General features: G+C 69.2%; 13 protein-coding genes. 6 read left to right on the top strand and 7 right to left on the bottom strand.

What is annotated here, in order from left to right; all coding sequences use genetic code 11:
- The first annotated feature begins 57 nt into the window (after nt 1-57).
- The 4 genes from ACZ5EF_RS06095 to ACZ5EF_RS06080 all read left to right on the top strand — a co-directional run bounded on the left by ACZ5EF_RS06095 (nt 58) and on the right by ACZ5EF_RS06080 (nt 3,058).
- Nucleotides 58-522, top strand: coding sequence for a 2-hydroxyacyl-CoA dehydratase (locus ACZ5EF_RS06095; RefSeq protein ID WP_346063204.1), 465 nt, complete (start codon nt 58-60; stop codon nt 520-522).
- Between the two features lie 62 nt (nt 523-584).
- Nucleotides 585-1,658, top strand: coding sequence for a PA0069 family radical SAM protein (locus ACZ5EF_RS06090; RefSeq protein ID WP_346063205.1), 1,074 nt, complete (start codon nt 585-587; stop codon nt 1,656-1,658).
- Between the two features lie 103 nt (nt 1,659-1,761).
- Nucleotides 1,762-2,061, top strand: a complete 300-nt coding sequence (locus tag ACZ5EF_RS06085; protein WP_346063206.1) for a winged helix-turn-helix domain-containing protein — start codon at nt 1,762-1,764, stop codon at nt 2,059-2,061.
- A 13-nt stretch (nt 2,062-2,074) separates the two neighbouring features.
- Nucleotides 2,075-3,058: an alpha/beta hydrolase gene (locus tag ACZ5EF_RS06080; protein ID WP_346063207.1), complete on the top strand. Its 984-nt coding sequence runs from the start codon at nt 2,075-2,077 to the stop codon at nt 3,056-3,058.
- Nucleotides 3,059-3,176: 118 nt separating this feature from the next.
- Here the strand turns inward: ACZ5EF_RS06080 and ACZ5EF_RS06075 are convergent, their stop codons facing one another.
- The 5 genes from ACZ5EF_RS06075 to ACZ5EF_RS06055 form a co-directional block, all read right to left on the bottom strand.
- Nucleotides 3,177-4,988: an acyl-CoA dehydrogenase C-terminal domain-containing protein gene (locus ACZ5EF_RS06075; RefSeq protein ID WP_346063208.1), complete on the bottom strand. Its 1,812-nt coding sequence runs from the start codon at nt 4,986-4,988 to the stop codon at nt 3,177-3,179.
- A 245-nt stretch (nt 4,989-5,233) separates the two neighbouring features.
- Entirely contained in the window at nt 5,234-5,662 is a 429-nt protein-coding gene (locus ACZ5EF_RS06070; RefSeq protein WP_346063209.1) for an organic hydroperoxide resistance protein, read from the bottom strand.
- A 301-nt stretch (nt 5,663-5,963) separates the two neighbouring features.
- On the bottom strand, nt 5,964-6,731 hold the full coding sequence (locus ACZ5EF_RS06065; RefSeq protein WP_346063210.1) for an SDR family NAD(P)-dependent oxidoreductase: 768 nt from the start codon (nt 6,729-6,731) through the stop codon (nt 5,964-5,966).
- A 12-nt stretch (nt 6,732-6,743) separates the two neighbouring features.
- Nucleotides 6,744-8,402 (bottom strand): AMP-binding protein, encoded by a 1,659-nt coding sequence (locus tag ACZ5EF_RS06060; protein WP_346063211.1) that lies wholly within the window; start codon nt 8,400-8,402, stop codon nt 6,744-6,746.
- 192 nt (nt 8,403-8,594) lie between these two features.
- The gene (locus ACZ5EF_RS06055) at nt 8,595-9,173 is read right to left on the bottom strand and encodes a TetR/AcrR family transcriptional regulator (protein WP_346063212.1); all 579 of its coding nucleotides are present in this window, start codon (nt 9,171-9,173) and stop codon (nt 8,595-8,597) included.
- A gap of 97 nt (nt 9,174-9,270) precedes the next feature.
- Between ACZ5EF_RS06055 and ACZ5EF_RS06050 the strand changes: the two genes are divergently transcribed.
- Nucleotides 9,271-10,449 carry an acetyl-CoA C-acyltransferase gene (locus tag ACZ5EF_RS06050; RefSeq protein ID WP_346063213.1) on the top strand — a complete coding sequence of 393 codons (1,179 nt, stop codon included), beginning with the start codon at nt 9,271-9,273 and terminating at the stop codon, nt 10,447-10,449.
- Nucleotides 10,450-10,470: 21 nt separating this feature from the next.
- A complete protein-coding gene (locus ACZ5EF_RS06045; RefSeq protein ID WP_346063214.1) occupies nt 10,471-11,223 on the top strand; it encodes an alpha/beta fold hydrolase in 753 nt (250 codons plus the stop codon).
- Between the two features lie 108 nt (nt 11,224-11,331).
- Here ACZ5EF_RS06045 and ACZ5EF_RS06040 read toward each other — a convergent pair whose 3' ends face one another.
- Nucleotides 11,332-12,135 carry an ABC transporter permease gene (locus tag ACZ5EF_RS06040; protein ID WP_346063215.1) on the bottom strand — a complete coding sequence of 268 codons (804 nt, stop codon included), beginning with the start codon at nt 12,133-12,135 and terminating at the stop codon, nt 11,332-11,334.
- Nucleotides 12,126-12,761, bottom strand: a complete 636-nt coding sequence (locus tag ACZ5EF_RS06035; RefSeq protein ID WP_346063216.1) for an ABC transporter ATP-binding protein — start codon at nt 12,759-12,761, stop codon at nt 12,126-12,128. The genes ACZ5EF_RS06040 and ACZ5EF_RS06035 overlap by 10 nt, the downstream gene beginning before the upstream one ends.
- Between the last annotated feature and the right edge of the window lie 22 nt (nt 12,762-12,783).

Genomic DNA, 12,783 nt, shown 5'->3' with positions numbered 1-12,783 from the left:
CGCCGCCACGGACTAGGCTAACGAGAAGCCCTGACGAAACGGCGGGAGGCTAGCAGCATGCGCTTTCATCAAGTGAAGGAACTGGTGACCTGGGCGGCGGACTTGCACCGCCAATTGGCCGACCAGTATCAGCGACTGGCCGATCAGGCCAGCAACGAGCGCCAGAAGATGGCCCTGGCGTACCTGGTGCAGCGGGAGACCAAGCAGAGCCAGGAGCTGGCCAGCTACCTGGCGGAGAGTGGCGACCACGCCGCCGTGCTGGAGACCTGGTTCGACGATCCCGCCGACTTCCCCCATGCCCCCGTGCTGGGACGCCTGCCGGAGCGCCTCGACGGCGGCGAGGTGCAGGACGTCCTGGCCACCGCCCTGGCCACCCACCGTACCCTGCAGGACCTCTACGAACACCGCGCCGAGCGCGCCGGCGCCGGGCACGAGGAGGAGTTCTTTACCTCCCTGGCGGCGGAGCACCAGGCCGAGGTGCGGCGTATCGTGCGCGACCTGCAGCGGCTGGAGGCGTATTGACCCCTGGCCGCATCGGCGCCCTCTCCATATACTGTATATAAAACCAGTTATGGAGACACCCCATGGCGGACCTTCCCCCCCTCAAGGGGCGCGGCGCCACCTATGATCCCGACAACCGCTTCGCCCCCACCCGGGTCGAGGCGGAAGACGACGGCTGGTGGCAAGAGGAAACGCCGGTGCGGCGGGCCACCCTGGTGGCCGAGGAAGCGGCGCGCAGCGCCCTGGCCTGGAACAGCTCGCCGGACCTGCCCTTCGACCGCTCCCTCAATCCCTACCGCGGCTGCGAGCACGGCTGCATCTACTGCTATGCCCGCCCCAGCCATGCCTATTGGGACCTCTCCCCGGGGCTCGACTTCGAGACCCGGTTGATCGCCAGGAGCGGCCTGGTGGACAGGCTGCGCGAGGAGCTCTGCCGCCCCGGCTATGCGTGCCGCCCCATCAACCTCTCCGGCAACACCGACTGCTATCAGCCCCTGGAAGCGGAGCGGGGCAGCACCCGGGAGCTGCTGGCCTTCCTGCTGGCCTGCCGTCACCCCCTGACCCTGGTCACCAAGAGCGCCCTGATCCTGCGCGACCTCGACCTGCTCCGGGCCCTGGCCGAGCACCGCCTGGTGCGGGTGATGATCAGCCTGACCAGCCTCGACCGCACCCTCAAGCGCCGCCTGGAGCCCCGCGCCGCCAGCCCGGGGGCGCGACTCAAGGTGATCCGTGCCCTGGCCGAGGCGGGGGTGCCGGTGGGCACCCTGGTGGCACCGGTGATTCCCGGCCTCACCGACCACGAGCTGGAGCGCCTGCTCGGCGCGGCCCGGGAGGCCGGCGCCGATACGGCCGGTTGGATGTTGCTGCGCCTGCCTCGGGAGGTGGCGCCGCTGTTCGAGGCCTGGCTTGAGACCCACTACCCCGAACGGGCCGCCAAGGTGATGAGCCTGATGCGCCAGTGTCGCGGTGGCGCCGCCTATGATGCCCGCTTCGGCAAGCGCATGCGCGGCGAGGGCGTCTTCGCCGAGCTGCTGGCCCAGCGCTTCGCCGCCGCCTGCCGGCGCCTGGGGCTCAACCAGGCGCCGGCGCTGGCCGCCCAGCGGCTGGACACCTCCGCCTTTCGTCCGCCGCATCCCCAAGGCGACCTCTTCGACTGAGCCTCGGTGCGGCATCCGCTATCACCGGTCGGCACGGCCTCGCTCTCGGCAATGCCCAGGGCGTAGGATAATAGGCTCCCCCTGCGAGACGAGTCAGCGACCCATGGCCGAGCCCCTCAGCAAGACCAAGAGCAGCTTCTATCGGCGCCTCTACGTGGCCCATCTGATCGACCGGGGCGTGGCCAGCGTACCCGAGCTGATCGAGGCCACCGGCATGCCGAGGCGCACCGCCCAGGACACCATCCACTCCCTGGCGGAGCTGGATATCGCCTGCGACTTCGAGCAGGCCGAGGGCGCCCGCCATAATATCGGCCGCTACCGGATCCGCGACTGGGGCGCCATCGACCCACGCTGGGTCGAGACCAACGCGGCGCGCCTCAAGGCGGCCCTGGGCTATCCCTGACAGTGGACCCGCCATGAGGCTGCCATGGCTCACGGCCCTGCTGGCCTTCGCCCTGGGCGGCTGCGCGACCCAGGGCGCATCGCCGTCGTTCGACCTGCCGCCCCCCTATGCGGGCTATGTCGAGGTCGCGGAAGACCGGCGCCTGCCCTACCGGCAGTGGCTGCCGGATAACGAGCCCCGGGCCCTGGTGCTGGCCCTGCATGGCTTCAACGACCATGCCGGCAGCTTCACGCTCCTGGGTGAGGCGCTGAGTGCCCGAGGCATCGCTCTCTACGCCTATGATCAGCGCGGTTTTGGCACCACTGGGACCCGCGGCCACTGGCCCGGCGAGGCGGCCCTGGTGGCGGACGCCCGAGCCATGCTGGCCTGGCTGGAGGCACAGTACCCCACCACGCCCCGCTACCTGCTGGGCAAGAGCATGGGTGCCGCCGTGGCGCTGCGGGTGCTGGCTGAGCGGCCACCAGTGGCGGGTGGACTCCTGGTGGCCCCGGCGGTGTGGGGACGCAACACCATGCCCTGGTACCAGCGTCTGGGGCTATGGCTCGGCATGCGCCTGGCGCCGGAGGCGCGTTTCTCGGCCCGCACCGCCCGGCGCCTGGGCATCGAGCCTACCGATGACCCGGAGATCCGCCGCCAGTTGGCCCGGGACCCGCTACTGCTGCGCAGCGCCCGCATCGAGGCCCTGGATGGGGTCGCGCGACTGATGGATGCCGCCCTGGCGGCGGCGCCCGACCAGCCGGGGCCCCTGCTGCTGCTCTACGGCGAGGCGGATCAGGTGATTCCCGGGGCCGCGGTCTGTACCCTGCTGGCGGATCTGCCACCGCCCCCGGCCTGGCGCCTGGCCCTCTATCCCGAGGGCTACCATATGCTGACCCGTTACCGGGGACGGGCACAGACCGAGGCGGACCTGACGGCCTGGCTGCGGGACCCGGCGGCCCCCCTACCCTCCGGCCAGGAGGTCACGCCGGAAACGGCCGAGCGGCGCCTGTGCCGATAAAAAAAACGGCGACCCGAGGTCGCCGTAAGCAAGCGGTCACCGCGACTGACCAGAGAGATCGATCACAGCAAGTCGGGCGCCCCGCCTCGGGGCGCGTTGGCCGGGCCTCACCTCGAGATCAGAGCTCGAAGCCGCGGCCGAAGTCCTCGGCGGACATCGCCATCAGCGACTCGGCGCCGGCCTCGATGGCCTGCTTGTGGGTACGGGTGCGCGGCAGCAGGCGCTCGAAGTAGAAGCGCGCGGTATTGAGCTTGCCGCGGTAGAAGGCGGCATCGTCGCTGCCCTCGGCCAGGGTCGCCTGGGCCTGCCTGGCGGCCCGGGCGAAGAGGTAGGCCAGGGTCACGTAGCCGGAGTACATCAGGTAATCGACGCTGGCCGCCCCCACCTCCTCGCGATCGGCCATGGCCTTCATGCCGATGCCCATGGTCAGCTCGCCCCACTCGGCGTTGAGCTTGGCCAGCGGCCGCACGAACTCGGCGAGGGCGGTGTTGCCCTCCTCCGCCTGGCAGAACTTGTGGATCTCCTTGGTGAAGACCTTGAGGCTCTCGCCCTGGCTCATCAGCACCTTGCGCCCCAGCAGGTCGAGGGCCTGGATGCCGGTGGTGCCCTCGTAGAGGCGGGTGATGCGGGCGTCCCGCACCAGCTGCTCCATGCCCCACTCCTGGATAAAGCCGTGGCCGCCGAACACCTGCACGCCCTCGTTGGTGGCCTCGAAGCCCACCTCGGTGAGGAACGCCTTGACGATGGGCGTCAGCAGGCCCAACAGGGTCTCGGCGCGCTCCTGCTCGGCGGCATCGCTGCCGTGCTCGACGATATCGATCATCTGGGCGGTATAGAGCACCAGCATCCGGCCGCCCTCGGCGAAGGCCTTCTGGGTCAGCAGCATGCGCCGCACGTCCGGGTGCACGATGATCGGGTCGGCGGCCTTCTCGGGTGCCTGGGGGCCGGAGAGGGCACGCATCTGTAGGCGATCGCGGGCATAGGCCAGGGCGTTCTGGAAGCTCGCCTCGGCGAGCCCCAGGCCCTGGATGCCGACGCCGATACGGGCGGCATTCATCATGGTGAACATGCAGGCCAGGCCCTTGTTGGGGGCGCCCACCAAAAAGCCCTTGGCCCCGTCGAAGTTCATCACGCAGGTGGCGTTGCCGTGGATACCCATCTTGTGCTCCAGCGACCCGCACACCACGCCATTGCGCTCGCCCGGGTTGCCGTCGGCATCGGGCAGAAACTTGGGCACCACAAAGAGCGAGATGCCCTTGGAGCCCTCGGGAGCGTCCGGCAGCTTGGCCAGCACCAGGTGGACGATATTCTCGGCCAGGTCATGCTCGCCGGCGGAGATAAAGATCTTGGTGCCGGTGATCGCATAGGCACCGTCATCGGTGGGCAGGGCGCGGGTCTTGATCAGGCCCAGGTCGGTACCGCAGTGGGGCTCGGTGAGGCACATGGTGCCGGTCCAGGTGCCCTCCACCAGCTTGGTCAGGTAGGTGGCCTTCTGCGCGTCGGTGCCGTGGTGGCGCAGGGCATCGGCGGCGCCGTGGGAGAGCCCCGGGTACATGCCCCAGGCCAGGTTGGTGGCGCAGATCATCTCCGAGAGCACCATGGCCAGGGAGTGCGGCAGGCCCTGGCCGCCCTGTGCCGGGTCGGCGGCCAGGCTCGGCCAGCCCCCCTCCACGTACTGGGCATAGGCCTCCTTGAAGCCCTTCGGCGCCTTGACCTCGCCGCCCTCCAGCCGACAGCCCTCCCGGTCGCCGCTCTGATTCAGCGGCAACAGCACCTCGCGGGCGAAGCGGGCGCCCTCCTCGAGGATGGCCGCCACCACGTCCGGGGAGGCCTCTTCGCCAGCCGGCAGGCCGGCGTAGTGGGCCGGATAGTCGAGCATCTCGTCCATCACGAAACGCAGATCGCGCAGGGGGGCCTGATAGTCGGGCATGTCGGTCTCTCCAGAAGAGGGCGCCGGAAATCGAGAATAGGCAAGGCGGCGGCGCCGATTTCAAACATTTGTTTGAAACTAACCGGCGCCTCGCCAGACGTCAAGCGTTCGTTTGAATTCCCTCGGGGGAAAGCCCCCGACCTTGGTCGATAGTCGCCAAGGGCCCGACACGATACCGCCCACCCCGAAGCCTCGGGGTGGGCGGTCAAGGCACGGCGTGCCGCGGGCAGTGCACGGACGCGAGGCTAATCCACCAGGGTCAGGGTCACGTCAATATTGCCCCGGGTGGCATTGGAGTAGGGGCAGACCTGGTGAGCGGCATCGACCACCTGCTGGGCCTGTTGCTTGTCCATGCCCGGCAGGGAGATCTTCAGTTCCACCTCGATACCGAAGCCGCCGGGAATCTCGCCGATGCCCACCGCGCCCTCGATGCTGACATCATCCGGCAGCGGCAGCTTGTCGCGGCCGGCGACGAACTTCATGGCGCCCAGGAAACAGGCGGAGTAGCCGGCGGCGAAGAGCTGCTCGGGATTGGTGGCCGCCCCGCCGCCGCCGCCCATCTCCTTGGGCACCGCCAGGGCGACATCGAGGACCCCGTCGGAGGAGACGGCACGACCGTCGCGGCCGCCGGTGGCCTTGGCATGGGCACGATAGGCAACTTTCTCGATAGACATTCGACGCCTCCTTGATCGCTCGATAGCACTTCAACAGGGCCGGCCCGCCGCGGGCCGGGGTCTATTAAACCAAGCAGCTGGCGGCGATTCGCGCAACTCCAGCCGTGAAGCCATCGCAGTTACCCCCTCCCTGTATAGGCCCGAGGCTATCCTGGGGACAGGCACTACGCAAAGACGCTGTGAATCCATCCATGGACGCTCGACTTTTTCGTCCCTGAAAAAGACGCTTTGCTCCGGCCTGCCCCCAGCGCCCCTCAGCAGTAGCCCTGCCTTCCTCTTCCCTCTCGCTTCTCGGGCGGGGTTATTGCATCCGAATCCCGCCATCCAGGCGAATCACCTCGCCGTTGAGCATGGAATTGGTGACGATCTGCTCCGCCAGGCGGGCGAACTCGTCGGGCTTGCCGAGGCGCTTGGGGAAGGGCACGGCGGCGGAGAGGGCCGCCACCGCCTCCTCGGGGATATCGCTCATCATCGGCGTCTCGAAGACCCCGGGGGCAATGGCCATCACCCGGATACCGTGTCGCGAGAGCTCCCGGGCCGCCGGCAGGCTCATCCCCACCACCCCGGCCTTGGAGGCGCTATAGGCGCACTGCCCCACCTGGCCGTCGAAGGCGGCGACGGAGGCGGTGTTGATGATCACCCCGCGCTCGCCATCCTCGCCGGGGGCATTACGGGTCATGGCGGCGGCGGCCAGGCGCATCACATTGAAAGTGCCCACCAGGTTGATCCGGATGGTGCGGGCATAAGCCTCGAGATCAGCGGGATTACCCTCCCGATCCACCAGCTTGGCCACGCTGACCACCCCGGCACAATGGATTACCCCGGCCAGGCCACGCCCCTCGCCGAGCTCGATGGCGGCGTCGATGGCCGCCTGCATGTCCGCCTCGGAGGTCACGTCCCCGCACAGGGCCCGGGCCGCCTCGCCCAGGGCCTGTGCCTGGGCCTCGACCCTGTCGCTCAGGTCGCTGAGCAGCACCCGGCCGCCGGCGGCCACCAGGCGCTCGGCGGTGGCCGCCCCCAGCCCGGAGGCGGCCCCGGTAATCAGGAAGGTCTGGTCTTGAATCTGCATCGCTGTCTCCGGTTAGTGGCTGGGCGCCGTTTCCGCCTCCTCGGCGGCCTGGGCGCGCAGCTTGAAGCGTTGAATCTTGCCGCTGGGGGTCTTGGGCAGCGTCTCGACGAAGGCGATCTCCCGCGGGAAGGCGTGGGTGGAGAGGCGCTCGCGCACCCGCTGGCGAATCTCCTCGGCCAGGGCCTCGCTGGGCTCATGGCCCTCCCGCAGCACCACGAAGGACTTGATGATCTCGCCGCGGATCTCGTCGGGCTTGCCCACCGCCGCGGACTCCGCCACCGCCGGGTGGGTCAGCACCGAGTTCTCCACGTCGGCGGGACCGACCCGATAGCCGGCGGTGGTGATGATGTCGTCGTCGCGGCCGGCGAACTGGAAGCTGCCGTCGGCGTTGCGAATCACCACGTCCCCGGTCAAATAGTAGCCCTCGGCGAAGGGATGCTTCTCCTGCCAGGTGTAGCCGGGGAAGAAGAAGGCCGGCGAGCGGGCGATATCCACCGCCAGCACCCCGGGTTCCCCGGCGGGCAGTTCCCGGTACTCGGCATCGAGGATCGCCAGCCGATAGCCGGGCATCGGCACCCCCATGCCACCGATATGCTTGGGGTGCGCCAGGGCATGGTGGTTGCAGCAGGTCATGCCGGTCTCGGTCTGGCCGTAGTGATCCACCACCGGACAGCCCAGGGCCCGCTCCACCCAGCCGACCACCTCGGTATTGAGGGGTTCGCCGGCGGAACTGGCGACCCGCAGCGACAGCTGCTCGGCGGCCTCGTCGAAGATCCCCGAGGCCTTCATCAGCCGGTAGGCGGTAGGCGCGGCGGCGAAATTGGTGATGCCGTGGCGACGCATGAAATCGAGTGCCCCCTCGGCGCTGAAACTCGCCTCGCAGAGGTGGGTGGTGGTCCCCAGCAGCAGGGGCCCGGCGATGGCGTAGTAGAGGCCGTAGGCCCAGCCGGGATCGGCCATGTTCCAGAAGCGATCCTCCGGGCGCAGGTCGATGGCCAGCTCCATATAGAGGGCGAAGGCGGGCAGCGCCGAGAGCGGCACCGCCACCCCCTTGGGCTTGCCCACGGTGCCGGAGGTGAACATCTGCAGGAAGGGCGCGTCCGGGGCCAGCCGCGGCGGCGCCTCGCCCAGGGGCGCATGGGCCAGGGCCTCGGCCCAGGCCAGGTCGCCGTCGCCGTCCACATTGAGGATCGGTGGGCAGGCCGCGAGGCCCTCGAACTTGGCGCGATTGGCGGCATCGGTGATCACCAGCCGGGTGTCGGCGCGCTCCAGACGATAGGCCAGGGCGTCGGGACCGAAGGCGGTGAATAGCGGCTGATAGACCGCGCCGATGCGCCAGGTGGCCAGCACCGTGATCAGCAGCGCCGGGGTACGCGGCAGCATGCAGGCGATGCGATCCCCCTCCCCCAGGCCGCGGGCCTTGAACCAGCCGGCCAGCCTGGCGCTCTCGGCGTCGAGGTCGGCGTAGCTGAGGCGGCTGACGCGACCGTCCAGGCCCTCCTGGACCAGGGCCACCACCTCGCCCCGCCCCTCGCGCAGGTGGCGGCCGCAGCAGGCCTCATAGGCGTTGAACTGGCCATCGCGATGATCGTCGAGGCGGGCGATCAGCGCCTCCAGGGAGAAGTCTTCCAGGTAGCTGGCGTAGTCGGTCTGGGTCGCAGTGGTGCTCATAACCTGCCCTCTTGTGCTTGTTATCGAAGCCTGCGCGGCGCAAAGCCTCTTGTCTACCTTTAACGTAAACGTCAACTTGCAAAACCTAGCAAGCGCTTGGTACAACGCTAAGACGAAAGGGCCGGTGTCGGCAAGGCGATCGAGACTAGACCATGGTCGGGAGAAGCCGCCCAAGCGGGCGGCGATAAGCGATCAGCGCGAAGAGGGGGTGATCATGGCGATCAGTTCGCGGGCCAGCTCTTCGGGTGTTCTCGACCCATCGGGGTCGTACCAGCGCACCGTCCAGTTGAGCGCCCCCAGCACGAAACGCGAGACCAGGAACTTGTCGCCATGAATCAGGCCGGCATCCAGGGCGTCCCCCACCACCTCCTGCCACAATGCCTCGTAGGCATCGCGCAGGTGGCTGAGGTGGGCCCGGGACTCGGCGTCCAGGCGTCGCCACTCGTAGAGGGCCACCACATGGGCATTGCGGTCGGTAAGCAGGGTCTCGAGATGCGCCCGGGCCATGGCGTGCAGCCGCGCCTCGGGGTTGGGCTCGCTGGCCTCCAGGGCCTCCCGGGCGATGGCCAGGGCGTTCTGGGTGCCCTCCTCGATCACCGCGCAGAGAATTTCCTGCTTGTCGCGGAAGTGGTGGAAGAGGCTACCGGACTTGATGCCCATCTCCTGGGCCAGCATGCGCACCGTGGTGCGATCGAAGCCTTCCTGGACGAACAGCTGGGCCGCCAGGCGAGTCAGTTCCCGGCGGCGCGGAGAATCATTCACGACATTCATCCTGTTTACACTAGCGCTTGCTTGGTTATGCTGACAGCAAACCATGGCCCCGTTCGAGGGTCAACGGGATAGCGCTCCATCATCGAGGAGATCCACCATGAACGACGTCGTCATCCTTTCCGCCGCCCGTACCCCCATGGGTGGCCTGCAGGGCAGCCTGTCGAGCCTGACCGCCCCCCAGCTGGCCGCGGCGGCGACCCGGGCCGCCATCGAGCGGGCCGGCATCGAGGCGGGCGTGGTCGACGAGGGCATCTTCGGCTGCGTGCTGCCCGCCGGGGTCAAGCAGGGCCCGGCCCGCCAGGCCATGCGCCAGGCCGGCATCCCCGATGGCATCGGCGCCACCACCATCAACAAGCTGTGTGGCTCCGGCATGAAGGCCACCATGCTGGCCCATGACCTGATCCGCGCCGGTTCCGGCGAGGTGCTGCTGGCCGGCGGCATGGAGTCCATGTCCAATGCCCCCCACCTGCTGACCAAGGCCCGCAGTGGTTACCGCCTGGGGCATGGTGAGCTCAAGGATCATATGTTCCTGGATGGCCTGGAGGATGCCGAGACCGGCAAGCTGATGGGCGGCTTCGCCCAGGAGGTCGCCACCCAGCGGGGCTATACCCGCGAGCGCATGGACGACTTCGCCATCGCCTCCCTGGAGCGGGCCATGGCGGCCCAGGAAGCGGGCCACCTGAAGGCCGAGATGGCCCCGGTGACGGTCACCGGCCGCCAGGGCGAGACCCGGGTCGCCCACGACGAGCAGCCCTTCCAGGCCAGGCTCGACAAGATCCGCGGCCTGCGCCCGGCCTTCGCCAAGGACGGCACCATCACCGCCGCCAACTCGAGCTCCATCTCCGATGGCGCCTCGGCGCTGATCCTGGCCAGCCAGGCCGCCGCGGAGCGCCATGGCGCCACGCCCCTGGCGCGGATCCTCGGCCACAGCACCCACTCCCAGCACCCCAGCGAATTCACCATCGCCCCGGTGGGGGCCATCGACAAGCTGCTCAAGAAACTCGGCTGGGGGGTGAATGATGTCGACCTCTTCGAGATCAACGAGGCCTTCGCGGTGGTGACCCTGCTGGCCATGGACGGGCTCGATATTCCCCACGACAAGGTGAATATCTATGGCGGCGCCTGCGCCCAGGGCCACCCCATCGGTTCCACCGGTTCACGGATCATCGCCACCCTGGTACACGCCCTGCGCACCACCGGCGGCAAACGCGGCATCGCGAGCCTATGCATCGGTGGCGGCGAGGCCACCGCCATCGCCGTGGAGCTCATCGACTAACGGCTCGACAGGAACGAAACCATGGCGGATCAACCTCGGGTCAGGGAGTACCGGATCGAGACTCCCAATGGCGCGCTGCATGCGGCGCGCTGGACACCCACTGCGGCGGATGCCCCGGGCTCCCCCCTGGTGCTGCTACATGACTCCCTGGGCTGCATCGCGCTATGGCGGGACTTTCCCGAGCGCCTGGCCCGAGCCAGCGGACGCGAGGTGATCGCCTACGACCGCCTGGGCCATGGGCGCTCGGCGCCCCACCCCGGCCCTCAGCCGACGAGTTTTATTACCGACGAGGCCCGGGGCGCCTTCGCCGCGGTGCGCGCCCACTTCGACCTGGAGCACTTCGTGGCGCTGGGCCATAGTGTCGGCGGCGGCATGGCCGTGGAAGTGGCGGCCCAGGCCTTCAACGAGCCCCGCACCCTGGCCGGCATCCGCGAGGCCGAGCGAGGCTTTGCCGCACCGAGTGGCATGCAGCGCCTGGCCCGATACCACGGCGACAAGGCCGACTGGGTGCTGCGCGCCTGGGTCGACAACTGGCACTCCGAGGCCTTCCGCGACTGGACCCTGGACGCGGCCCTGGCCCGGGTGACCTGCCCCACCCTGGCGCTGCATGGCGAGAATGACGACTATGGCTCGGCCGAGCAGCCGGCGCGTATCGCCGCCCTGACGGCGGGCCCCGCCGAGTCGCGACTACTGAGCGACTGCGGCCATCTGCCCCATCGGGAGTGTCCCGAGCGGCTGATCGCCGCTATCGTCGACTTCCTGGCGGCCTCCTAAGCGCCGACTTCCTGGCGGCCTCCTAAGCGCCGACTTCCTGGCGGCCTCCTGAGCGCTGGCCTGCCAGGCACCGACGTCCTGCCCCAACCGCCGGACTCCTGAGGTCGGCTAGCTGCGCGGCGCCGCCAGGCGGTCCAGGCGCAGTCGCTCGCGCTTGTCGAATAGCCGCCGGCTGCCGATCGACACCGCAGCCAGGGCACCGAAGCCGGTCCCCAGGGCGATGGCGAACATGATCAGGATCTGGTATTTCACCGCCAGCCCCGGTGCCGTACCGGCCAGGATCTGGCCGGTCATCATGCCCGGCAGGCTGACCAGCCCTGCCGCCGCCATGCCGTTGATGGTGGGCATCAGGCCGCTACGCATGGCCTCGCGGCGGATATCGCCGATGGCCACCTGCCAGGGTTGACCCAGCATCAGGCGATTCTCGATTACCGCCCGCTGGCGCCAGGCGCTCTCGGTGAGACGGTCCAGGGCCAGGGCGACCCCGGTCATGGTGTTGCCCAGCAGCATGCCCAGCAGGGGGATGGCGTACTGGGGCCGGTACCAGGGCTCGGGGCCGATGATCACGGTCAGGGTCAGGACGGTCACGGTGAAGGACGACAGGAACATCGCCAGGGTGCCGATGCCGAAGGCCCAGCCGCCGCGCAGCCGGCGCTGCTGCCGTGCCATCGCCTCGCGACCGGCGACCAGCAACATGGCCAGGGCCATTAGGGCCACCCACAGCAATCGCTCGGCGGCGAATAGCGCCTCCAGCACCAGGCCGATCAGCGCCAGTTGAACCACGGTACGAGTGCCGGCGATCAGCAGGCTGCGGCCCACCCCCAGGCGCATCAGCGCCGTGCAGCCGGCCAGGGCCACCACCAGCAACGCCGCAATGGCCAACTGCCACCAGGCCAGTGCGATCACGTCCATGCGCGGGGCTCCTTCTCGACCAGTCGGTTGCCCTCGATATGCCAGTGACGCCCCGCCACCCGGGCGACCTGGCCGGGGTCGTGGGCCACCCAGATCGTCGGCCAGCCCCGCTCGCCGAGGCGCTCACTCAGCCAGGCCTCCACGGCCCGGGTCATGGCCTCGTCCAGGTTGGCGGTGGGCTCGTCCAGCAGCAGGGCCGCGGCCTCGGCCGGACGCTCATTCAATACCGCCACGGCCCGTAGCAGCGCCAGGCGCTGCTTCTCCCCGGAAGAGAGCCGGGCGACCTCCCAGCCCAGTACCCCGGCATCGAAGCCCAGGGCGGCGAGATCCGCCTCGCTCGGCGGCGTCGCCAGATGCTCCCCGACCCGCTCCGCCCACCAGTGACTCTCGGCGGGCACCAGCATCACCCGGGCCCGCCACTGATGGGCCGGCAACGACGAACGCGCGGTGTCTCCCAACCAGGCCTCGCCCTCATGGGGTTCCAGGTCGGCGATGGCGCGCAGCAGCCGGCTCTTGCCGCTGCCGCTGGCCCCGGAGAGGCAGAGCACCTCGCCGGGAGCCAACAACAGGGACACTTCCTTCAAGGCGCCGATGCCCAGGGCCTCGAGTCTCAGGGCCTCGCCCATAGCACCTCCCTCGCGGTTCGCA

The sequence above is a fragment of the Bisbaumannia salifodinae genome (assembly GCF_055388505.1).
The sequence above is the reverse complement of the archived record's forward strand: the minus strand, read 5'-3'. Positions and strand labels throughout refer to the sequence as shown.